Origin of the sequence: Clostridium sp. 19966 (genome assembly GCF_032335695.1) — a bacterium.
Classification (GTDB): Bacteria; Bacillota; Clostridia; order Clostridiales; family Clostridiaceae; genus JACTOJ01.
Genome location: NZ_JACTOJ010000005.1, coordinates 170510 through 193497, shown reverse-complemented (window position 1 = coordinate 193497; position 22988 = coordinate 170510). Strand labels below are relative to the sequence as shown.

The window sequence follows — 22988 nt, the reverse complement described above, 5'->3', positions numbered from 1 at the left end:
TTTGCTGAAGATAATTATGGGAAATAAACTAGTTATTGTGGAGTCACCTGCAAAGGCAAAAACTATAAAAAAATATTTAGGAAGTACATTTACGGTAGAGGCGTCTATGGGACATATAAGAGATTTACCTAGAAGCCAGCTTGGAGTAGATATAGAAAATGAATATGCACCAAAGTATATAACTATAAGAGGAAAAGGTGAGCTTTTAGATAAATTAAAGAGAGCTGCTAAAAAAAGTGAAAAAATTTATCTCGCTACCGACCCTGATAGAGAAGGTGAGGCTATATCTTGGCATTTAGCAAAAGCACTAAACATAGATCAAAAAGAATTGTGTAGAATAGAATTTAATGAAATAACTAAAAATGCCGTAAAAAATGCTATTAAAAAGCCAAGACAAATTAATGAAAGTCTTGTTGACGCACAGCAAGCTAGAAGAATACTTGATAGACTTGTAGGATATGAAATAAGCCCTATACTTTGGAGAAAGGTTAAGTGGGGATTAAGTGCAGGAAGAGTTCAGTCAGTAGCATTAAAGATGATTTGTGACCGTGAGAATGAAATAAATAAATTTATACCTAAGGAATATTGGACAATTGAATGTACATTAAAAAAGATTAATAATAATGATAAAATTAATGTAAAAATGACTACTTATAAAGGAAAGAAAATAGAAGTTTTAAATGAGGAGCAAAATAATAATATAATAAAAGAGTTAGAACTTGGTGAATTCGCAGTTAAGAGTATAAAAAGCAGCGAAAAAAATAAGAATCCTTTACCGCCCTTTACTACTAGTACACTCCAGCAAGATGCTAACAGAAAACTTAATTTTGCTACCAAGAAGACTATGTCTGTAGCTCAGCAATTGTATGAAGGAATAGAAATAAAAGGGAAAGGTATGCTGGGACTTATTACATATATGAGAACAGATTCAGTACGTATATCGGATGAAGCACAAAAAACTACAGCCGAATATGTAAACGGAAAATTTGGAGAAGCATATGTTCCTAAATCCCCCAGAACATACAAAAGTAAGAAAAATATTCAAGATGCTCATGAGGGTATTAGACCAACATACGTAGAGTTAGCTCCAGAAGACATAAAAGAAAGTTTAAATTCGGATCAGTATAAGTTATATAACCTTATATGGAATAGATTTATTGCTAGTCAGATGTCATCCTGCGTAATAGATATGAAATCAGTAGAAGTAGTGAATGGAGATTATGGATTTAGAGCAACAGGTTCAAAAATTAAATTTGATGGATTTATGAAAGTTTATGAATATTTAATGGAAGAAGAAGAAGAAAGCACTAAAATACCTGATTTGGAGCAAGAGGAAAGGTTAGATAAAGTTAAATTAGATGGTGCACAGCATTTTACTCAACCTCCAGCTAGATTTACAGAAGCTTCCTTAGTTAAAACTTTAGAAGAAAACGGTATAGGAAGGCCAAGTACTTATGCTCCTATTATAACTACATTACTTGAAAGAAAATATGTAGAACGCAATAAAAAAACTATATCTCCAACAGAACTTGGAAATATAGTTAATAGTATAATGTGTGAACATTTTAAAAAAATAGTTGATGTAGAATTTACAGCTGAATTGGAGAACAAGTTAGATAATGTTGAAGAAGGCAGAGAGAAGTGGCAAAAAATAGTTTCGGATTTTTTTGAACCACTAAAGATTAGTATAGATAACGCAGAAAAAGAAATAAATAAAATAACCATAGAAGATAGAGTAAGTGACGTAAAATGTGATAAGTGTGGCCGAATGATGGTTATAAAGCAGGGAAGATTCGGAGAATTTTTGGCTTGCCCTGGATATCCAGAGTGTAAAAATACAAAACCAATTGTAGAGGAAATAGATGCAAAGTGTCCAAAATGCGGAGGAAAAATACTGGGCAAAAGAAGCAAGAAGGGCAAAAAATTCTATGGATGTGCTAATTATCCAAATTGTGATTTTGTAAGTTGGTTTGAGCCTACCAATGAAAAATGTCCTAAATGTGGCAATATTATGGTTAAAAAGTATAGTAAGACTAAAGGAGATTATTTAGTTTGCTCTAATAATGAATGCAAATATACAAATAAAGAATAGCAATGTCAATAAAGAAAAAATAATGTTGAAAAATAAAAAGGCGTATGTTATTATATTTTAGGTGATACGGAACAATTCTGAAATTTTATAATTTTTCAACAATTCGAAATTGATTTGCGGGAACATATAAGTAATTAGGAGGTATTAAGCATGTCATTATTAGAAAAGACTAGAAAACTAAATAAGATATTGCAAAAATCAGGCACTGAGCCCGTGGTATTTAACGATATATGCAAGCTTTTAAGCGAAGTATTGTCATGTAATGTATATGTAGTTAGCAGAAAGGGAAAAGTGTTGGGATATAACTTTTCAGGCGGATTTGAATGTGAAACTGTAAAAAATAAAATTATTAGCGATATGAGATTTCCAGATTCATATAATAATGAATTATTGTCAGTTAATGAATCAATAGCTAATCAATTAAATAAGCAAAACTGCGTATTCCTAGATAGTGAAGCATGTGATGTGGATAATAAGCTTTCAACTATAGTGCCTATAATTGGTAACAGAGAAAGATTAGGAACTTTAGTTTTGGCTAGATTTGGGGAACCTTTTACTGATGATGATTTAGTACTTGCAGAGTACAGTGCAACTATAGTCGGTCTTGAAATATTAAGAGCTAAAAATGATGAGATTGAAGAAGAAGCAAGAAAAAAGGCTATTGTGCAGTTAGCAATAGGAACATTATCTTATTCGGAATTAGAAGCAGTAGAGCACATATTTAATGAATTAGATGGAGATGAGGGATTACTTGTTGCTTCCAAAATTGCGGACAAGGTAGGAATAACAAGATCTGTAATTGTAAATGCTTTAAGAAAATTTGAAAGTGCTGGAGTAATAGAATCTAGATCATTAGGAATGAAGGGAACTCACATTAAAATATTAAATGATAAATTAATGGACGAGCTAGAAAAAATTAATTAAAAATCGATATATTTTATAAAAAATTATTGAATGAAAATAATACTTATGTTATACTACGAAAGTAAGAAAAATACACACATTATCTAATTTATACTGAGGTGCCGTATGGTGCAGTGTAAGCATGAAGATAATGGAGGTAAAACCTAGGAGGTAAAAAATGTCAGTTATATCAATGAAACAGTTATTAGAAGCTGGTGTTCACTTTGGACATCAAACAAGAAGATGGAACCCTAAGATGGCTCCTTATATCTTTACAGAAAGAAACGGTATATATATTATCGATTTACAGAAAACTGTAAAGAAGATTGAAAACGCTTATGATTTTGTTAAATCAGTTTCTGCTGAGGGAAAGGATGTGCTTTTCGTAGGTACAAAGAAACAAGCGCAAGAAGCTATAGAGGAAGAAGCTATAAGATCTGGAATGCATTATGTTAAAAACAGATGGTTAGGCGGAATGCTTACAAACTTTAAAACTATCAAGACAAGAATCAATAAGCTAGAGGATCTTAAGAAAATGGAAGAGGATGGTACATTCCAAGTACTACCTAAGAAAGAAGTTATAAAGCTTAAAAAAGAACAAGAAGATCTTGAAAAGAACCTTGGTGGAATTAAAAATATGGCAGATAATAATATAGGAGCTTTATTTGTAGTTGATCCAAGAAAAGAAAGAAATGCTATATCAGAAGCAAAGATTTTAGGTATACCAGTTGTAGCGATTGTAGATACTAACTGTGATCCTGATGAAATAGATTATGTAATTCCTGGTAATGATGATGCTATAAGAGCTGTTAAACTTATAACTGCTAAAATTGCTGATGCTATCATTGAGGGAAGACAGGGCGAACAATTAGCTGAGTAATTCTTAATTAAGGTAGGTGGATTAAAATCCATTTACCTTTTAAATTAACTTATTATTTAGGAGGAGTATTAATGATTACTGCACAAGCTGTTAAAGAACTAAGAGAAAGAACTGGAGCAGGTATGATGGACTGCAAGAAGGCTCTAACTGCTGCTGATGGAGATATGGATAAGGCAGTTGAAGTACTAAGAGAAAAGGGCCTTGCTGCTGCAGCTAAAAAAGCTGGAAGAGTAGCTGCTGAAGGTATTGTTGATACATATGTGGCAGAGGATGGAAAAAGTGCTGGTATAGTTGAATTTAACTGTGAAACAGACTTCGTTGCAGCAAATGAGGATTTTGTTGCATTTGCTAAGAATCTTTCAAATCAGGCTGCAATCACATCTTCAAAATCTGTTGAGGAATTTGTAGAAGAAAAATATATAGCAGATAACAGTGTAACTATTAAAGATGCCGTTACAGCTATGATTGCAAAATTAGGCGAAAACATGAATGTTAGAAGATTTGAAAGATTATCTATTGATAGAGGAATAATTCAAAGCTACGTTCATGGCGGTGGAAGAATTGGAGTTCTTGTTGAACTTGCATGCGAAGCTGAAAGTAATGTATTAAGGGAAGTAGCTAAGGATATTGCTATGCACGTAGCAGCTGCGAATCCTCTTTTCTTAGACAGAAGTTCAGTTAATGCAGAAACTCTTGAGAAGGAAAAAGAAATCTATAGAGTGCAAGCCTTAAATGAAGGAAAACCAGAAAAAATTGTTGAAAAAATGGTTGAAGGAAGAGTACAGAAATACTACAAAGAAGTTTGTTTAGTTGACCAAGTATGGGTAAAGAACCCTGATTACACAATTACGAAATATCTTCAAGAAAAATCAAAAGAAGTAGGATCTTCAATAACTATAAATAAATTTGTAAGATTCGAAAGAGGCGAAGGTATAGAAAAGGTTGAGGAAGACTTTGCTGAAGAAGTTAAAAAACAAATGCAGCAGGTTAAATAGAAAAAGAGAACACTGCGTGTTCTCTTTTTTAAGGTAAAAAATCCTTTTTCTATAAAAAGTAAATGGAGGTATTATAAATGAATCCAAAGTATAAGAGAATAATGCTTAAATTATCCGGTGAATCATTATGTGGCGAACAGGGATTTGGAATAGATTTTGATGTTACTAATAGAATAGCTCAGGAAATTAAAGAATTGGTTGACATGGGCATAGAAGTTGGAGCTGTAGTTGGTGGCGGCAATATATGGAGAGGTAGAAGCGGCGAAGGAATGGATAGAACTACTGCAGATTATATGGGAATGCTTGCCACATGTATAAATGCTTTGGCTCTACAGGATTCTTTAGAATCATTAGGTGTTATGACAAGAGTACAAACTGCTATAGAAATGAAAGAAGTTGCAGAACCTTACATAAGAAGAAGAGCTATGAGACATTTGGAAAAGGGAAGAGTAGTAATATTTGCAGCTGGAACTGGAAATCCTTATTTTTCTACGGATACTACAGCGGCTTTGAGAGCGGCAGAAATAGAAGCGGAAGTAATTCTTTTGGCTAAAAAGGTAGACGGAGTTTATACTAAGGATCCTCATAAATATGCTGATGCAGTTAAATATGATAAACTATCATATATAGAAGTTTTAGAAAAAGGACTTCAAGTTATGGATTCTACTGCTACTTCCTTATGTATGGATAATAATATACCAATATTAGTATTTGGATTAGATGAACCAGGTAACATAAGAAGGGCTGCTATAGGAGATAAAATAGGCACATTAGTGTGCGGTGAATAAGGAGGAAAATCATGGTAAAGGATATAATTGCTAAGTCTGAAGAAAAAATGAAAAAGTCTATTGCTGTTCTTAAATCAGATCTTTCAACTATGAAAGCTGGAAGAGCAAACCCTACTATATTAGATAGAGTGGAAGTCGAATATTATGGTAGTATGATGCCAATAAATCAAGTAGCAAATGTTTCAGCACCAGAACCAAGAATAATATTAATTCAGCCTTGGGAAAAGAATTCGCTTAAGGACATTGAAAAAGCTATTTTAAAGTCAGATTTAGGCTTAAATCCTACAAATGATGGTACTGTTATTAGACTTGTGATACCAGAATTGACAGAAGAAACTAGAAAAAATTTAGTAAAACAAGTGAAAAAGACAGGTGAAGAAACAAAAGTAGCTGTGAGATCTATAAGAAGAGACGCTAATGATAAATTAAAAGCTTTGAAGAAAGATTCAATCATATCTGAAGACGAGTTAAAAAAATCAGAAGATGACATTCAAAAGAAAACAGATTCCTATATAAAAGAAATTGATAAATCTATAGATGCCAAAGAAAAAGAAATAATGTCAGTATAATAAGAACCTGCAAAAGCAGGTTTTATATCTATATTAGCCTGCCATAAGGATGTGAAGAGTATGTGGAAATTATTTAGGAAAAAGAGTAATAATGAAAGTAATATAGAAATTAAGGGTAAATTGCCAAAACATATAGCTATTATTATGGATGGTAATGGAAGATGGGCTAAGGCTAGAAATTTGCCAAGGAGTTTTGGACATAAAGCTGGAGTTGAAGCTATAAGAGATATAGTTAAAGAATGTAATAATATTGGTATAAAGTATCTTACTTTATATGCCTTTTCAACTGAAAATTGGGTCAGACCTGCCGATGAAGTTAATACATTAATGAAGCTTTTGGTGGAATATCTAAAAAATGAAGTAAAAGAACTTCACCAAAATAATGTAGTTGTGAATTTTATAGGCGATATATCTAGGCTTCCAATGGAATGTCAAGCTGAACTTATAAAAGCTCACGAAAGGACCAAGAATAATACTGGAGTGATTATGAATTTGGCTCTAAATTATGGTGGCAGAGATGAACTAATTCATGTTGTGAAAAGTATTGTTAAAGAGGCTAGACTTAATAAAATTACGGAAAATGATATAGATGAAAAAATCATAGGAAAATACCTTTATACAGCTAATATGCCTGATCCGGATATCATAGTAAGATCTAGCGGAGAGATGAGACTTAGCAATTTTCTGCTGTGGCAATCTGCATATTCTGAATTATGGTTTTCGGACATATATTGGCCTGATTTCAAAAAAGAAGATTTACATAAGGTTATATATGATTATCAAAACAGGGATAGGCGTTTTGGTGGCGTAAAAAAGTAGGAAATGAGGATTTTTTATGAATAGTAGATATTTAGGTGCTGCTATTATAGCACCATTTTTCATTTTTGTGCTTCTTGGTGGGTATTTTCTTCAGATTTTTATTGCTGCTTTGTCAATGATAGGTATTTATGAATTTTATAAGGTTACCAAAAGTAAAGGTTATAAACCATTAGAATATTGTGGATACTTAGTTACTGCTCTATATTATATTCTTCTTATTATAAATGGAAATGTAGCTCATTTAAGCTCTATATTAGTACTGTTTACTTTTTTAATGCTATGTATACCGATAATTAATATAAAATACAATATTACTGATGTGAGTTTAACAGTTTTAGGTTTTATATATGTATCCATATTTTTTAGTTTTATACCTCTAATAAATATGAAATTACATGGAAATTTACTGGTATGGTTAGTATTTGTAACAGCATGGTCCTGCGATACAGCAGCATATTATTCAGGCAGACATTTGAAGAAGATTTTAAATGGTAAAAAACTATGTCCGAAGGTAAGCCCTAATAAGACAGTCGTAGGATCCTTAGGCGGAGTTCTCGGAAGTGCTATTATAACATATATTTTCGGAAATATAGTAAATACATACATATATACAATTCCTGCCCTGCATTATTTGATAATGGGCTTATTGTGTGGAATATTGGGACAATTTGGAGACTTGGTGGCATCTTCTATAAAACGTTATGCTGGAGTTAAGGACTACAGTAATCTAATACCAGGCCACGGAGGAATATTAGATAGATTTGACAGCATATTGTTTACTTCTGTAGTAATTTATTATTATCTAACTTACATAGTTCATTTATAAAATATTTTAAGAGTATTATGTCATACATCTATTTTTAAATTTGACATATACTCTTTTTTGTTGCCTAAATTTTGATATAAGGATATTATAAATATATAATATGTTTAGTTTACATACAAGAGGTGGAAAAATGAAGAAAATAATTTTACTTGGAGCTACAGGTTCCATTGGTACACAGACATTGGATATAATAAGAAAGAATAGAGATATATATGAATTAGTTGCAGTGAGTGCGAATAAAAGCTGGGATAAGATAATATCTATAATTGATGAATTCAACCCAAGATTTGCGGTTTTAACAGACGAAGCAGCTTATAATAAAGTGAAAAGTTATTGTACATTATACGATAAAAAAACTGCAATTTTGTATGGAATGGAGGGAATGATAAAAATAACTGCTCTTATCGAGGCAGACATAGTTGTTACTGCAGTAATGGGGATGATAGGTATAATTCCTACTTTAGAAGCCATAAAAAGCGGTAAAAATATAGCGCTAGCTAATAAGGAAACATTAGTAACCGCTGGAGAAATAGTAACAAGAGAGGCTGCGGAGCATAATGTTAAAATTATTCCTGTAGATTCAGAACATGGGGCTATATTTCAGAGCCTTTTAGGAAATGATATTAAGTCAGTAAATAAAATAATATTAACGGCATCTGGTGGACCCTTTAGGGGAAGAAAGTTTCAAGATGTATGTAAGATTCCTAAGGAAGAGGCTTTAAAGCATCCTAAATGGAATATGGGAGAAAAAATAAGTATAGATTCCGCAACCTTAATGAATAAGGGACTTGAAGTAATAGAAGCACATTGGCTTTTTAATCAAGACTATGATAATATAGAAGTTATAATTCATCCGCAAAGCATAATTCATTCAATGGTAGAGTATATAGATGGCAGTGTCATTGCTCAATTGGGAGTAACTGATATGAGACTGCCAATACAATATGCATTAAATTATCCTGAAAGATTGCCTAGAGTAGTTGATAGACTTAATCTAGCGGAGGTAGGAAATTTAACCTTTGAAAAGCCTGATATGGATAATTTCCCTTGTTTAAAAATAGCTTACGAAGCAGGAAGAAAAGGAGGAATTATGCCAGCAGTATTAAATATTGCAAATGAAGCTGCAGTTGGTTTGTACCTTAATAATAAAATATCCTTTGGAGATATTTATTATATTGTGGAGGACTGCATGAATAAATTTAGTTATTTTAATAATGTTACAGTAGAAGGAATAATGGAAGTTAAGGTACTTATTGAAGAATATATAAATAAAAAGATATTTGGAGGTAATGTATGTATATAATTTTAGCTATATTGAGCTTGAGTGTATTAATTTTATGCCATGAATTTGGACATTTTTTATTAGCGAAGATAAATGGCGTAAAAGTAGAAGAGTTTTCTTTAGGCATGGGCCCTAAAATTGTAGGTATAAAAGGCAAAGAAACAGAATACTTGATAAAAGCTTTTCCAATAGGCGGATATGTAAAAATGCTTGGCGATGATGAACAGACTGATGATCCAAGAGCTATGTCAAATAAATCGCCGTTGAGAAGGTTAAGCATAGTAGCTGCAGGACCTCTTATGAATATAATACTGGCTGTTGTATTTGTAATGATAATTGCTTATGGAAAGGGATTTATTAAACCTATTATAAGCAATGTAATGTCTTCTTCTCCAGCTCAGGCAGCTAATATTCAAAAAGGTGACGTTATTGTTCAAGCAAACAGTAAGAAGATAGTTTTGTGGGAAGATTTTAGTTTGGCCGTATCCAACAATAATGGAAGCCCAATAAAATTAGTAGTGAAAAGACAAGATAAGGAAATACCAATAACTGTTACTCCTACATTTGATAAAGATATGAATAGGTATATAATTGGTATAGAAGGAACGCAAGTAAAAAATCCAACAGTTTCAGAAGCTATAGTTTATGGATTTCAGGAATCAAAATATATTATAAGAGAAACCTTAAGCGCATTTAAAAATATAAAAGCTAGCGATGTAGGTGGGCCTGTTACCATAGTTAAAGTTTCAAGTGAAGCTGCTCAATCTGGAATATACAACCTTATGCTTATATGCGCTTTTATAAGTATACAGTTAGCAATATTTAATATAATACCTTTTCCTGCACTGGATGGTGGATGGATTTTCATGCTTTTATTTGAAATAATAACAAGAAAAAAGATACCCGAAGAAAAAGTTGCTATCATTAACAATGTTGGCTTCGCCATTCTCATGCTGCTTATGGTGGTAGTGATTTTTAAGGATATTTTTTATCCTATAAATTTTTAGGAGTTGAGTATATGCAGAGAAGGAATACTAAGAAAATTAAGGTCGGAAATTTGTATGTGGGTGGAGATGCTCCTATTACAGTACAATCTATGACTAATACAGATACTAGAAATTACATAAGTACCATAGAACAAATAAATAGATTAAAAGATTCAGGTTGTGACATTGTAAGATGTGCAGTACTTGATACTGAAGCTTGTGATGCTTTAGGAAATATAGTATCTAAAGTTGATGTGCCTATTGTAGCAGATATACATTTTGATTATAGATTAGCCATAGGAGCTATAAAAAATGGCGTATCTGCCTTAAGAATAAACCCAGGAAATATAGGAAGTATAGATAGGGTTAAAGCAGTGGCGGAATATGCCAAAAGCTATGGCGTACCAATAAGAATAGGCGTAAATAGCGGTTCATTGGAAAAAGATCTTTTGACTAAGTATGGAAAGGTATGTGCTGAAGCTTTAGTTGAGAGCGCCTTTAAGCATATTGAAATATTAGAAAACATTAATTTTGAAAACATTGTTGTTTCTATAAAATCTTCAGATGTTATGCAAATGATAGAAAGCTATAGGCTAATATCAGAAAAGTGCAATTATCCACTGCATTTAGGTGTTACAGAAGCGGGTACAGCATGGAGAGGTACTATTAAATCTAGCATAGGTATAGGAACCCTCCTAGCAGAGGGAATAGGAGATACTATAAGAGTATCTTTAACCGATGATCCTATAGAAGAAGTTAAAACCGCAAGAGAAATTTTGAAAGCTCTTGGTTATATTAAAAGTGGGGTTACTTTTATATCCTGCCCTACTTGTGGAAGAACTCAAATAAATTTGATAAAGCTCGCACATGAAGTTGAAGATAAATTAGCAAATACTGATAAAAATATAAAAGTTGCAGTTATGGGATGCGTAGTAAATGGACCTGGAGAAGCGAAAGAAGCAGATATAGGTATAGCTGGTGGAAAAGGTGAAGGACTGATATTTAAAAAGGGAGAAATAATTAAAAAGGTTAAGGAAGAGGAACTTCTGACAGCTCTTCTGGAGGAAATTGAAAAGATATAATAGATAGTTTTATATTTAAAATATTATTTATAATTATATTATTTATTGGGTACTATATGGTTAAGTTAACTTTATTTATATTTTACTTGTAATATTTTAGCTACTATGTTACAATGTATTTGTTGAATTGGTATACTTTGAGGAATTAGAGTGGGATTGTAAAATACCCGCTCTTTCTATTTACATCTTAACGCAACATTAGTTGCGTTTTTCATTGGAGGTAATTTGATTGAAAAGAGAAATTTTGCTTGAAAAGCTTAATGAGTTAATAAAACCTATTGTAGACGAATTAGGGTACGAATTATACTTTATTGATTATGTAAAGGAAGATGGGGAATACTATCTTAGGGTATATATAGATGATGAAAAAGGAATTACCCTTGAAGATTGTGAAAAAGTGAGCAGACCAATTAGTGATATGCTTGATATAGAAGATCCTATAACTGATGCATATTATCTTGAGGTTTCTTCGCCTGGAATATATAGAACTCTTTTTAACGATTTACATCTAAAAAAGTATGTAGGATATGAGGTGTGTGCAAAACTTAAATCCTCTATTAATGGAAACAAGCAAATTCGTGGAGAATTGACAAATTTTAATGAAGATATCATTGTTATTAAACAAGATAAATCACTTATAGAAATAAATAGAGACAAAATTAAAAGTATAAATTTAGAGGGGAGTTTTAAGGAGGGGAATCAAAATGAATGAAGAATTTATTGGTGCATTAAGAGAAATAGTTAAAGAAAAAGGGATAAGTGAGGATTTGTTATTTACCACAATAGAGGATGCATTAGTAGCAGCATATAAAAAGAATTATGCCAATACTGGCAATTCTTCACAAAATGTTAGAGTCAGCATGAATAGAGAATCTGGAGAAATTCATGTTTATTCTCAGAAAAAAGCTGTAGAGGAAGTTACTGATTTAGGTAATGAGATATTAATAGAAGATGCAAAAAAAATAAGTCCAAGATACGAGTTGGAGGATATTGTTGAAATAGAAGTTACTCCAAGAACTTTTGGAAGAGTAGCTGCACAATCAGCAAAACAAGTGGTTGTTCAAAGGATAAAGGAAGCTGAAAGAAATATAATTTATAATGAATTTATAGAAAAAGAATTTGATATAATAACTGGAACTGTAATCAGAAAAGACAAAGGAAATGTTTTTATAGATTTAGGTAAAATTGAGGCTATCCTTGGACCAACTGAACAGATGAAAGGTGAAAATTATAACTTTAACGAAAGATTAAAATTATATATTGTAGAGGTAAAAAACACTACAAAAGGAGCTCAAATTGTTGTCTCTAGAACTCATCCTGGTCTTGTAAAAAGACTATTTGAATTGGAAGTGCCTGAAATTTATGAAGGCGTTGTAGAGATTAAAAGCATAGCTAGAGAAGCTGGATCCAGAACTAAAATAGCGGTATATTCAAGTGATGAAAATGTTGATGCTATGGGAGCTTGTGTTGGCCCAAAAGGAACAAGAGTTCAAAATATAGTAGAAGAACTTAAAAATGAAAAGATCGATATCATAAAGTGGAGTAAGTTACCAGAAGAATACATAGCTAATGCTTTAAGCCCTGCAAAAGCTATAGATGTTTCTATAGATGAAGATAATAAGAGCGCTAAAGTAGTCGTTGAAGATAATCAGCTTTCTTTGGCTATAGGGAAAGAAGGACAGAATGTGAGGCTTGCAGCTAAACTTACAGGTTGGAAAATAGATATAAAGAGTAAATCTCAAAGCGAAGCTTAAAACAGAATCGAGTAGTTTGGAGGTGTGCGTATGAAAGTTAAGAAAGTGCCTTTGAGAATGTGCACAGGTTGCAATGAAATGAAACCTAAAAAAGAATTGATTAGAGTAGTGAAGAGCAAAGAAAATGAAGTTTCTATTGATCTTACAGGAAAGAAACCTGGCAGAGGTGCGTACATATGCAGAAGCATTGAATGCTTTGAAAAGGCTGTTAAAACTAAACGATTAGAAAGAAACCTGGAAATAAAAATATCGGAAGATTTGTATGAAAAGCTAAAGGGAGAAATAGCAGATGAAGGATAAGTTCCTTAACTTTTTAGGAATTGCTAAGCGCTCAGGAAACTTGGTGCTAGGTTATAACAAATGTTTTGAAAAAATAAAAGCTTCAAAAGTTTTTCTTTGTATATTAGCTGAAGATGTTTCTATTAATACTTTTCAAAAATTTAATTTATTAGCCTCAAAAAATAATATTAAAGTTATTTTAGGTTACAGCAGTATAGAACTTGGAGAAAGTGTAGGCTGTGAAAGAATAAGTATCATATGTGTAATGGACAAAAATATGGCTTGTAATTTAGTGGATTTACAGGACAAACAAAAAATATCGGGGGTGAATATATGTCCAAAATAAGAGTTTATGAATTAGCAAAAGAACTTAATGTTTCTAGTAAGGACTTAATTTCATTATTACATGATGAATTTAATGTTGAAGTTAAAAACCATATGAGTGTTATAGAGGATGAAGATGCTGAACTCATTAAAGAATTACTTATAGACAACAATTCAGATGAGGATAAAGAAGAGAAGCCAAAAACTAAAGAAGAAACTACAAGTAATATAGTAGAAATATATGAGGAAGAATATTTAGATAAAAATTCTTTTGTAAAAACTAAAAAAAATAAGAATAAAAAGCAGGAAAATAAAGAGAATAACGGCCATACAAATGAAGCTGGAGAAAATTTGGAGCAAGTAGAAATACCTGCAACAATAACAGTGAAAGATTTTGCTGAGAAGTTAAAGAAACCTACTACAGACGTAATAAAGCAGTTAATATTCTGCGGAGTTATGGCAGGTATAAATCAAGAAATTGATTTTGAAACAGCATCAAAAGTTGCAGCTAAATATGATCTTGAATTAATTCTTGCATCTGATGAAAATACTGAATTCGAAGAAGAGATAGACACAGAAGACGATTATAATAATGAAAAAAGACCACCTATTGTTACAGTTATGGGTCATGTAGATCATGGTAAGACATCTCTTTTGGATGCTATAAGAAAATCAAATGTTACAAGCTCTGAAGCAGGTGGCATAACTCAACATATAGGTGCGTACACTGTAAATATTAAAGGAGAGAAAATAACATTTTTAGATACTCCAGGACATGAAGCGTTTACTGCAATGAGAGCAAGAGGTGCTCAAATAACAGATGTAGTAATCTTGGTAGTAGCCGCAGATGATGGTATAATGCCTCAGACTGTAGAGGCTATAAGTCATTGTAAAGCAGCTAACGTTCCTATGATAGTTGCTGTTAATAAAATGGATAAACCAGATGCAAATCCTGATAGAGTTAAACAAGAACTTACAGAATACGGGCTTGTTTCAGAAGATTGGGGTGGAGATACTATAGTTGTACCAGTATCTGCACGTAATAAACAAGGTATAGATGATCTTTTAGAGATGGTTTTACTTCAGGCTGAAATATTAGAACTAAAATCTAATTCGAAACGAAAAGGGAAAGGTACTGTAGTTGAAGCTAAACTTGATAAAGGCAGAGGAGCTGTTGCAACTCTTTTAGTTCAAAATGGTACATTAAACGCTGGAGATTCTATTATTGTAGGATCAACTTACGGCAGAATTAGAGCTATGTTTGATGATAAGGGAAAAAAGATAAAATCAGCAGGACCTTCTATACCAGTAGAAGTATTGGGATTGTCTGAAGTGCCTGAAGCTGGAGATAGATTTAATGTAGTAAAAGATGAAAAAACTGCGAGAAATATGGCTGAAGCAAGAAAAGAGAAACAAAAAAATGCAATGCAATCTCATAGGGTTTCTCTTGAAGATTTGTATAATCAAATAAAAGAAGGAAAAATAAAAGAACTCGATATCGTAGTAAAAGCCGATGTTCAAGGTTCTTCTGAAGCTATTAGACAGTCTCTTGAGAAGCTTTCTACCGATGATGTAAAAGTTAGAGTACTTCATAGTGGAGTAGGAGCAATAACTGAAACGGACGTTACTCTAGCATCTGCTTCAAATGCCATAATTATAGGTTTTAATGTAAGACCTGATGGTAATGCTGTAATAGCTAGCGAAAAAGAAAAAGTTGAGATTAAAACATATAGAATCATTTATAATGCTATTGAAGACGTAAAGTCAGCAATGATAGGTATGTTGGATCCTGAATATAAAGAAGTTATACTTGGAAAAGTAGAAATAAGACAAATATACAAAATATCAAATGTAGGAACAATAGCAGGTTGTTATGTTTTGGATGGTAAAGTAACAAGAAATAGTGATGTTAGACTTATAAGAGATGGTATAGTATTGTTGGAATCAAAATTAGCATCTTTAAAAAGATTTAAAGATGATGTAAAAGAAGTTAATGCAGGATATGAGTGTGGATTGAGCTTAGAAAGATTCAATGATATTAAAGAAGGAGATATTGTTGAAGCTTTTACAATGGAAGAAATAAAAAGAGATCATCTATAAAAAGGGGTGATTAATATGGCAAACTATAGAAATAGTAGAATAAATGAAGAAATAAAAAAAGAATTAAGCGATATAATAAGAAATAATGTTAAAGATCCAAGAATCACAGCTATGGTTAGTATTACTGACGTAAATGTAACTAAAGATTTAAGATATGCAAAAGTATATGTAAGTATATTTGGAAATGCTGAAGAAATAGATGGTACTTTTGCTGCACTAAAAAATTCTGCTGGCTTTATGAGAAAAGAATTGGGAAATAGAATAAATATTAGATACATTCCTCAATTAATTATAGAAAAAGATAATTCTATAGAAAATGGTATGCACATAGAAGAAATATTGCATAAAATAAAGGGTGAATGAAATGTTTGAACAAATAGTTGACATAATAACAAATAGTAATAATATTGCTATAAGTTTTCATGTATCACCTGATGGAGATAGTTTGGGAAGCTCCCTAGCTTTAATGCAGGGAATTGAAAAACTTGGGAAAAACGTATCTATAAGATGCAATGAGGCAATACCAGAGGATTTTAAATTTTTACCTAGAAGCAACTCTATACAAAATGGAGATATTCCCTCTGATACAGATTGCTTAATAATATTGGATTGTGGTAATGTTGAAAGAGTAAATTGCAATTTAATTAATGATAGAAATTATGTTTTGGTTAATATAGATCATCATATATCTAATGATAAATATGGTGATATAAATTATGTAAATGATAAAAATTCTTCCATGGGTGAAATAGTATTTTTGCTCATGAAAGAATTGAATTTAGATATTAATCAAGAAATGGCTATTTGCATGTATACTTCTATTATGACTGATACAGGTTCATTCAGATTTTCGAATACCACAAAGCTTACTCACGATGTAGTAGGAGAACTTATAAGTACAGGTATTGATTTTTCAGCAATTCATAGATCCATGTATGAAAATAAGAAATATCAGATGGTAAAACTATCTGCAAAAGTGATTGAAGATATGACTTTGCATTTTTTAGGAAAAGTATGTTTTATGCAAGTAGATGAGGAAATGCAAAAAAGTATAGATTATTATCCTGAGGATGTGTCTGAACTTATATCAGTGGGTACTCAAATCGAAGGTGTTGAGGTAGTAGTGTTCTTTAAGTGTAAAACTGATAGAATCAAGGTAAGTTTACGATCAAAAACTTATTTCGATGTGAGGAAAATTGCAGAACTTTATGGCGGTGGTGGTCATATAAAAGCTGCAGGCTTTACATATGAAGGAGAACTATCAAAACTAAAAGATGAATTGATGAAAAAAATATATGAGGGAATTTGAAAATGAATGGTATAATTAATTGTTATAAACCTGAAGGTATAACATCTTTTGATGCCGTAGCAAAAATTAAAAAAACTTCTAAAGAAAAGAAGGTAGGGCACACTGGGACTTTAGATCCTGCAGCCAGTGGTGTCCTACCTATCTGCTTAGGTAAGGCTACAAAATTAATTGATTTGATAATGAATGGAAATAAAAAGTATGAAGTAGAATTGATACTTGGTACTGTTACAGATACATATGATAAAGAAGGAAAAATAATAGAAACTAAAGATGTAGAAGTTTGTGAAAATGAGATAATAGGCTTAATAAATTCTTTTAAAGGTGAAATTATGCAGGTTCCTCCCATGTATAGCGCCCTCAAAGTCAATGGGAAAAGGCTTTATGAATTAGCTAGAAAGGGTATAGAGGTAGAAAGGCAAGCAAGAAAAGTTACTATATATGATATAAATATAATTAACATAAAAAATAAAACAGTAAAGTTTGATGTAGTATGCTCTAAAGGAACATATATAAGAAGTCTATGTTTTGATATAGGAAATATGCTAGGCTGCGGTGCTATGATGGGAAATTTAAAAAGAAAGAGTAGTGGGATTTTTAATATTGAAAATTCTATAAATGTATTAGATTTGAACGAAAATAACATTTATGATAGTATTATATCTATGGAGGAAGTATTAAAGATATACACTCCAATTACAGTAAATAAAAAATTTTACACTCTTTTAAAGAATGGTGTAAAAGTATCGGATAAATCACTTATTGCCAATTTGCAAGATGGACTATATAGAGTATATGATGAAGAAAATAATTTAGTCGGTATCGGAAAAATGGGGGAAAATCAATTTAAATTACAAACATTATTAATTTAGGAGTAGCAATATGTTAATTATTGATGGCAATTTTCATGATAAATTAAGTAAGAAAACCTATATAGCATTAGGAAGCTTTGATGGACTGCACCTAGGACATATGAAACTTATAAAAGGTTGTATAGAAATTGCTAAGGCTAATGAAGCTTATAGTATGGTATATACATTTAGAAACCATCCACGTACAGTAGTTAATCCTGATTTTGTACCTAAGCTATTAATGAGTAACGATACTAAATTAGATATATTAAATAGAGCTGGTATTGATATAACTTGCTTGGCAGAATTTAATACTGAGCTCATGAAATTAAGTCCAGAAGAATTTGTTTTGAAACTCTTAAATAATTTCTCTATGAGCGGTGTTATAATTGGATTTAATTATAAATTTGGATATAAAAATACAGGGAACGTTGATTTGTTAAAAGAACTTTCTATAAAATATGGATTTTCTGTAACAGTTATTACCCCGCACAATGATAGCAATGGGTTGATTAGCAGTTCAAGAATAAGATCTTTGTTAGAACAGGGTGAGATAGAAGACGCCAATAAACTTTTATATGAACCTTTCAAATTGAGTGGAAAAGTTATAGATGGTAAAAAACTAGGAAGAAAAATAGGCTATCCAACTGCTAATATATTAGTGGAGAAGTGTTATGCAATACCTAAAGTTGGAGTATATTATACTATGGTTAGACATAATAATACACTTTATAAGGGAATGACAAATATAGGATTTAATCCTACGGTGTCCTCAGATAACACAATCAAAATAGAAACATTTATACTTGATTTTAATGGGAATATATACAATGATAATATAGAATTATTTTTCATTAATAGAATTAGAGATGAAGTAAAATTTGACAGTATAGAAGAGCTTATATTGCAAATGAATAAAGACTGCGGGTATGTACAAGGTAAAAACAAAGTTGATCTATAAAAAACATTTTACATTTTGTAATTAATTTGATATAATTTAAATTGTGAGCCTCGCCCTAAGAAATTAGAATTGCCAACTATATTCTTGGAGTAAGGGGATTATTTTTGGAGGTGTTATTAATGGATAAGGCAAGAAAAAATGAAATTATAAGTACTTATGCAAGACATGAAGGAGATACTGGTTCACCAGAAGTACAGATAGCTTTACTTACTGAAAGAATCAATCACTTAAATGAGCATTTAAAGGTTCATAAGAAAGATCATCACTCAAGAAGAGGTCTTTTTATGATGGTTGGTCAGAGAAGAGGACTTTTAAATTATTTAATGTCACAGGATATTGAAAGATATCGTGATATACTTGCAAAATTAGGTTTAAGAAAATAGCTAGAGCGGTTAAACCGCTCTATTATTTTAAAAAATTAATAATTAGAATATTTTTGTAAATAATATAAATGCTCGAGGGGAGGTATATTTATGAGCTATATATTTGAAACAGAAGTTGCTGGAAGAAAGCTAAAGGTTGAATATGGAAAGATAGGTAAGCTATCAAATTGTGCTATTTTTGTAAGCTATGGTGATACAGTTGTATTAGCAAATGTTAATGCATCTGAACAACCTAGGGAAGGTATTGATTTTTTCCCGTTAAGTGTTGAATACGAAGAAAGACTGTATGCAGTGGGAAAAATACCAGGAGGATTTATCAAGAGAGAAGGAAAGCCTTCAGAAAAAGCTATTCTTAATGGAAGAGCTATAGATAGACCTTTAAGGCCATTATTCCCTAAAGGATATAGAAATGATGTTCAAATTGTTTGTACAGTTTTATCTGTAGAAGCTGATAACCTACCAGATATTCTAGCTATTAATGCTGCTTCTATAGCATTAAGCATTTCTAGTATTCCATTTACAACTCCAGTAGCTGCCGTATCAGTAGGACTTATTGATGGAAATTTTGTAATAAACCCTACTTCAAAAGAAAGAGAACAAAGTAAATTAGCGCTTACAGTATGTGCCACTGAAGAGAGAGTAATGATGATAGAAGCTGGTGGTGATGAAATTCCTGAAGATGTAATGTATGATGCTATAATATTTGGGTTTAATGAGTGTAAAAAAATTGTTGAATTCCAGAAGAAAATTATGGCAGAAGCAGGAAAACCTAAAGCTGATTTTGAGGTTTATCATGTAAGTGAAGACATCGAAAAAGAAATAAGAGAATTCGCTTTCGATATGGTAAAGGAAGCAATGTACATAGCTGACAAAGACAAAAGAAATGAAGCAATGGATTCAGTAAAGAAAAAAATCAGTGAAGCTTTTGCTGAAAAGTATTCTGATAATCTAGCGGATATTGCAGATGTGATTTATAGAATGCAAAAAGAAATTGTAAGAAATATGATTTTAAGAGATAAGAGACGTCCTGATGAAAGAAGATTTGATCAAATAAGACCAATAAGCTGTGAGGTATCAATACTTCCAAGAACACATGGAACTGGACTGTTTACCAGAGGATTAACTCAGGTAATGACAGTAGCTACTTTAGGAGCACTGGGAGATGTTCAGATATTAGATGGACTAGGTGAAGAAGTATCTAAAAGATACATGCACCATTATAATTTTCCATCATACAGTGTAGGAGAGGTTAAACCTTTAAGAGGACCAGGAAGAAGAGAGATTGGTCACGGTGCTTTGGCTGAAAGAGCATTAGAGCCTTTAATACCATCTGAAGAAGAATTCCCATACACTATAAGATTGGTATCAGAAGTTTTAAGCTCAAATGGATCAACTTCACAAGCAAGTGTTTGCGGAAGTACATTAGCTCTTTTGGATGCAGGAGTGCCTATAAAGAGACCTGCAGCTGGAATTGCAATGGGATTAGTAACTAGTGAAGATTTAATAGAAGAAGAAATTTTAACGGATATACAAGGTATAGAGGATTTCTTTGGAGATATGGATTTTAAGGTTGCAGGCACTGAAGTTGGAATAACATCCATACAGGTAGATACCAAAATAAAAGGATTATCAAACGAATGCATAAGAAATACTATAAATCGAGCTAGGGATGCTAGATTATTTATATTAGAAAAGATTAAAGCATGTATTCCAGCTCCTAAAAATGATTTATCACCATATGCACCTAGAACATATACAATGAATATTGATCCAGAAAAAATTAGAGATGTAATTGGAGCAGGTGGTAAGACTATTAACAAAATTATAGCAGAAACTGGTGTAAAAATAGACATCAAAGAAGATGGAAAAGTATTTGTTATGTCAGAAGACGCTGTAGGAGCTAAAAAAGCAATCCAGATTATTGAAAATCTTACTAAAGAGATTCAGGCTGGAGAGGTTTATTTAGGAAAAGTAACTAAGATTACCACATTCGGTGCATTTGTAGAGATATTACCAGGAAAAGAAGGTCTTGTGCATATATCTAAGTTAGATATAGCTAGAGTGAACAAAGTAGAAGATATTGTTTCCGTTGGAGATGAAATATTAGTTAAAGTTACAGATATCGATAACCAAGGAAGAATCAACTTATCAAGAAAAGATGCAATAAAAGATACCGAAAAGGAAAACGAAAAAGATAACAAGTAACATTAAATAGAAGGGCATTATGCCTTTTTATTTTTTTATCTATAAAATGGCATAAGTTTAATTATTTTTGTATAAGGTTTAAATTAATAGGTAAATTATTATTTGTGACATCTAATTCTATTTGTTTAAGGAAGGTGAAATATGTATAGTATTATAAAGCTTTCGAATGGTTTAAAAGTTGTTTTGGAAGAAATAAATTATGTGAATTCAGTCAGTGTAGGAGTATGGGTAGAAAATGGTTCTAGAAATGAAAATATACACAATAACGGTATATCACATTTTATAGAACATATGTTATTCAAGGGAACTAACAGGCGAAGTGCGAAAGATATAGTTAAAGAGATAGAAGAAGTTGGGGGACAAATAAATGCATTTACAGGAAAAGAAGCTACTTGTTTTTTTATAAAAGTATTGGATACTCATTTTGAATTAACATTAGATGTTTTATCTGATATGTTGTTCAATAGTAAATTTACTGATAGTGATATGGAAAAAGAAAAAGCTGTAGTATTAGAAGAAATAAATATGAATGAAGACAATCCGGAAGATTTGCTTTCTGATTTGCAATGTAGGGCTTCTTGGGGAAAAGATTCTATCTCAATGCCTATATTGGGAACGCTTACTACAGTAAATAGCATAACGAGAGAACATATAAAAAATTATGTAAACCAATATTATATTCCAGAAAACTCTGTAATATCTATTTGCGGAAATGTAAAGGCAAGTGAAGTGGAAAAGTTAGTAGAGAAATACTTTGGAAATTGGCATAGCGAAAATAAAAAAATTACTAAATATTCTTCACCAGAAATTCAGGTTGGTGCTGAATGCAGAGTTAAAAATATTGAACAGCTTCATATAAATTTAGGATTAAAAGGCATTGCTTTAGGAAATGATGAAGTTTATTCATTGCAATTACTTAATAATATATTAGGAGGAGGTGCATCCTCTATATTATTTCAAAAGATACGCGAAGATAAAGGCTTATGCTATTCTATATATTCTTACTTATCTTCTTATAATAACACTGGGCTTGTTAATATATATGTTGCATTAAGTCCTGCCTATGCATTAGAAGCTCTCAAGCTTATTAAATCAGAAATCAACGATTTCACATTGTTAGAAGTATCAGAGGATAAGCTTTCAATATTTAAAGAGCAGATGAAAGGAAATTATATTCTTGCTCTTGAGAGTACCAGCAGCAGAATGTTTAGCAATGGAAAATCGCTATTATTTCACAATAAAATTAATACTCCACAAGACATAATAGCAAAGATTGATAAAATCGATTTACAAAGCTTAAAGATTGTAATGGATAAAACATTTAGATTGGGAATATTAAATTGTGCATTTGTGGGAAGTAAAGCTGATTTGCCTGAACTTAAAGAATTAGTTTTACAGAGCACCACTGCTTATAAGCCAATTAATTTAAAAACAATATAGTATTTATCAAAAAGTAATAGTTAAAAAATTTATGAGATTATCCATTTATAAACTTCATAAACTTTTTAGCTATTTTTATTTGTATAAATAAACTACATAAAATATAGAATTTTTTGCATTAAGCATATCGTATACAATCTTGTTTAAAAACAGCTTTATATTA

23 protein-coding genes are annotated in these 22988 nt (G+C 31.5%); all 23 read left to right on the top strand.

Translation table 11 applies throughout. The annotated features are described in order from the left end of the window. Positions 1-16 precede the first annotated feature (16 nt). The 23 genes from topA to IAI10_RS07085 all read left to right on the top strand — a co-directional run bounded on the left by topA (position 17) and on the right by IAI10_RS07085 (position 22825). Positions 17-2092 (top strand): type I DNA topoisomerase, encoded by a 2076-nt coding sequence (topA, locus tag IAI10_RS07195; RefSeq protein ID WP_315672614.1) that lies wholly within the window; start codon positions 17-19, stop codon positions 2090-2092. Positions 2093-2242: 150 nt separating this feature from the next. After that, positions 2243-3016 (top strand): GTP-sensing pleiotropic transcriptional regulator CodY, encoded by a 774-nt coding sequence (gene codY / locus IAI10_RS07190; RefSeq protein ID WP_315672613.1) that lies wholly within the window; start codon positions 2243-2245, stop codon positions 3014-3016. A gap of 157 nt (positions 3017-3173) precedes the next feature. Beyond that, positions 3174-3875: a 30S ribosomal protein S2 gene (gene rpsB / locus IAI10_RS07185; protein WP_315672612.1), complete on the top strand. Its 702-nt coding sequence runs from the start codon at positions 3174-3176 to the stop codon at positions 3873-3875. A 71-nt stretch (positions 3876-3946) separates the two neighbouring features. Further along, entirely contained in the window at positions 3947-4870 is a 924-nt protein-coding gene (gene tsf / locus IAI10_RS07180) for a translation elongation factor Ts (RefSeq protein ID WP_315672611.1), read from the top strand. A gap of 77 nt (positions 4871-4947) precedes the next feature. Continuing rightward, positions 4948-5658, top strand: a complete 711-nt coding sequence (gene pyrH / locus IAI10_RS07175; protein ID WP_315672610.1) for a UMP kinase — start codon at positions 4948-4950, stop codon at positions 5656-5658. A gap of 11 nt (positions 5659-5669) precedes the next feature. Beyond that, positions 5670-6227: a ribosome recycling factor gene (gene frr / locus IAI10_RS07170; protein ID WP_315672609.1), complete on the top strand. Its 558-nt coding sequence runs from the start codon at positions 5670-5672 to the stop codon at positions 6225-6227. Positions 6228-6287: 60 nt separating this feature from the next. After that, positions 6288-7046 carry an isoprenyl transferase gene (locus tag IAI10_RS07165; protein WP_315672608.1) on the top strand — a complete coding sequence of 253 codons (759 nt, stop codon included), beginning with the start codon at positions 6288-6290 and terminating at the stop codon, positions 7044-7046. Positions 7047-7062: 16 nt separating this feature from the next. Further along, positions 7063-7872: a phosphatidate cytidylyltransferase gene (locus IAI10_RS07160; protein ID WP_315672607.1), complete on the top strand. Its 810-nt coding sequence runs from the start codon at positions 7063-7065 to the stop codon at positions 7870-7872. A gap of 130 nt (positions 7873-8002) precedes the next feature. Then, positions 8003-9175: a 1-deoxy-D-xylulose-5-phosphate reductoisomerase gene (locus IAI10_RS07155; RefSeq protein ID WP_315672606.1), complete on the top strand. Its 1173-nt coding sequence runs from the start codon at positions 8003-8005 to the stop codon at positions 9173-9175. After that, positions 9166-10161, top strand: coding sequence for an RIP metalloprotease RseP (gene rseP, locus IAI10_RS07150; RefSeq protein WP_315672605.1), 996 nt, complete (start codon positions 9166-9168; stop codon positions 10159-10161). The genes IAI10_RS07155 and rseP overlap by 10 nt, the downstream gene beginning before the upstream one ends. Positions 10162-10172: 11 nt before the next feature. Continuing rightward, a complete protein-coding gene (gene ispG, locus IAI10_RS07145) occupies positions 10173-11222 on the top strand; it encodes a flavodoxin-dependent (E)-4-hydroxy-3-methylbut-2-enyl-diphosphate synthase (protein WP_315672604.1) in 1050 nt (349 codons plus the stop codon). Between the two features lie 244 nt (positions 11223-11466). After that, the gene (rimP, locus tag IAI10_RS07140; RefSeq protein ID WP_315672685.1) at positions 11467-11934 is read left to right on the top strand and encodes a ribosome maturation factor RimP; all 468 of its coding nucleotides are present in this window, start codon (positions 11467-11469) and stop codon (positions 11932-11934) included. Next, complete coding sequence (nusA, locus tag IAI10_RS07135; protein WP_315672603.1) at positions 11927-12976, top strand: transcription termination factor NusA; 1050 nt, start codon at positions 11927-11929, stop codon at positions 12974-12976. The genes rimP and nusA overlap by 8 nt, the downstream gene beginning before the upstream one ends. Positions 12977-13006: 30 nt before the next feature. Beyond that, complete coding sequence (gene rnpM / locus IAI10_RS07130; protein ID WP_315672602.1) at positions 13007-13276, top strand: RNase P modulator RnpM; 270 nt, start codon at positions 13007-13009, stop codon at positions 13274-13276. Next, complete coding sequence (locus tag IAI10_RS07125; protein ID WP_315672601.1) at positions 13266-13601, top strand: ribosomal L7Ae/L30e/S12e/Gadd45 family protein; 336 nt, start codon at positions 13266-13268, stop codon at positions 13599-13601. The genes rnpM and IAI10_RS07125 overlap by 11 nt, the downstream gene beginning before the upstream one ends. Continuing rightward, on the top strand, positions 13589-15679 hold the full coding sequence (gene infB, locus IAI10_RS07120) for a translation initiation factor IF-2 (protein ID WP_315672600.1): 2091 nt from the start codon (positions 13589-13591) through the stop codon (positions 15677-15679). Before IAI10_RS07125 ends, infB begins: the two co-directional genes overlap by 13 nt. A gap of 15 nt (positions 15680-15694) precedes the next feature. Continuing rightward, the gene (gene rbfA / locus IAI10_RS07115) at positions 15695-16042 is read left to right on the top strand and encodes a 30S ribosome-binding factor RbfA (protein ID WP_315672599.1); all 348 of its coding nucleotides are present in this window, start codon (positions 15695-15697) and stop codon (positions 16040-16042) included. 1 nt (position 16043) lies between these two features. Further along, positions 16044-16988: a bifunctional oligoribonuclease/PAP phosphatase NrnA gene (locus IAI10_RS07110; protein WP_315672598.1), complete on the top strand. Its 945-nt coding sequence runs from the start codon at positions 16044-16046 to the stop codon at positions 16986-16988. Between the two features lie 2 nt (positions 16989-16990). Continuing rightward, complete coding sequence (gene truB / locus IAI10_RS07105; protein ID WP_315672597.1) at positions 16991-17857, top strand: tRNA pseudouridine(55) synthase TruB; 867 nt, start codon at positions 16991-16993, stop codon at positions 17855-17857. Positions 17858-17867: 10 nt separating this feature from the next. Continuing rightward, the gene (locus tag IAI10_RS07100) at positions 17868-18797 is read left to right on the top strand and encodes a bifunctional riboflavin kinase/FAD synthetase (RefSeq protein WP_315672596.1); all 930 of its coding nucleotides are present in this window, start codon (positions 17868-17870) and stop codon (positions 18795-18797) included. Positions 18798-18916: 119 nt separating this feature from the next. Then, on the top strand, positions 18917-19180 hold the full coding sequence (gene rpsO, locus IAI10_RS07095; RefSeq protein ID WP_315672595.1) for a 30S ribosomal protein S15: 264 nt from the start codon (positions 18917-18919) through the stop codon (positions 19178-19180). Between the two features lie 90 nt (positions 19181-19270). Next, positions 19271-21385, top strand: coding sequence for a polyribonucleotide nucleotidyltransferase (locus IAI10_RS07090; RefSeq protein ID WP_315672594.1), 2115 nt, complete (start codon positions 19271-19273; stop codon positions 21383-21385). Positions 21386-21526: 141 nt separating this feature from the next. Then, positions 21527-22825 (top strand): pitrilysin family protein, encoded by a 1299-nt coding sequence (locus tag IAI10_RS07085; protein ID WP_315672593.1) that lies wholly within the window; start codon positions 21527-21529, stop codon positions 22823-22825. Positions 22826-22988 lie beyond the last annotated feature (163 nt).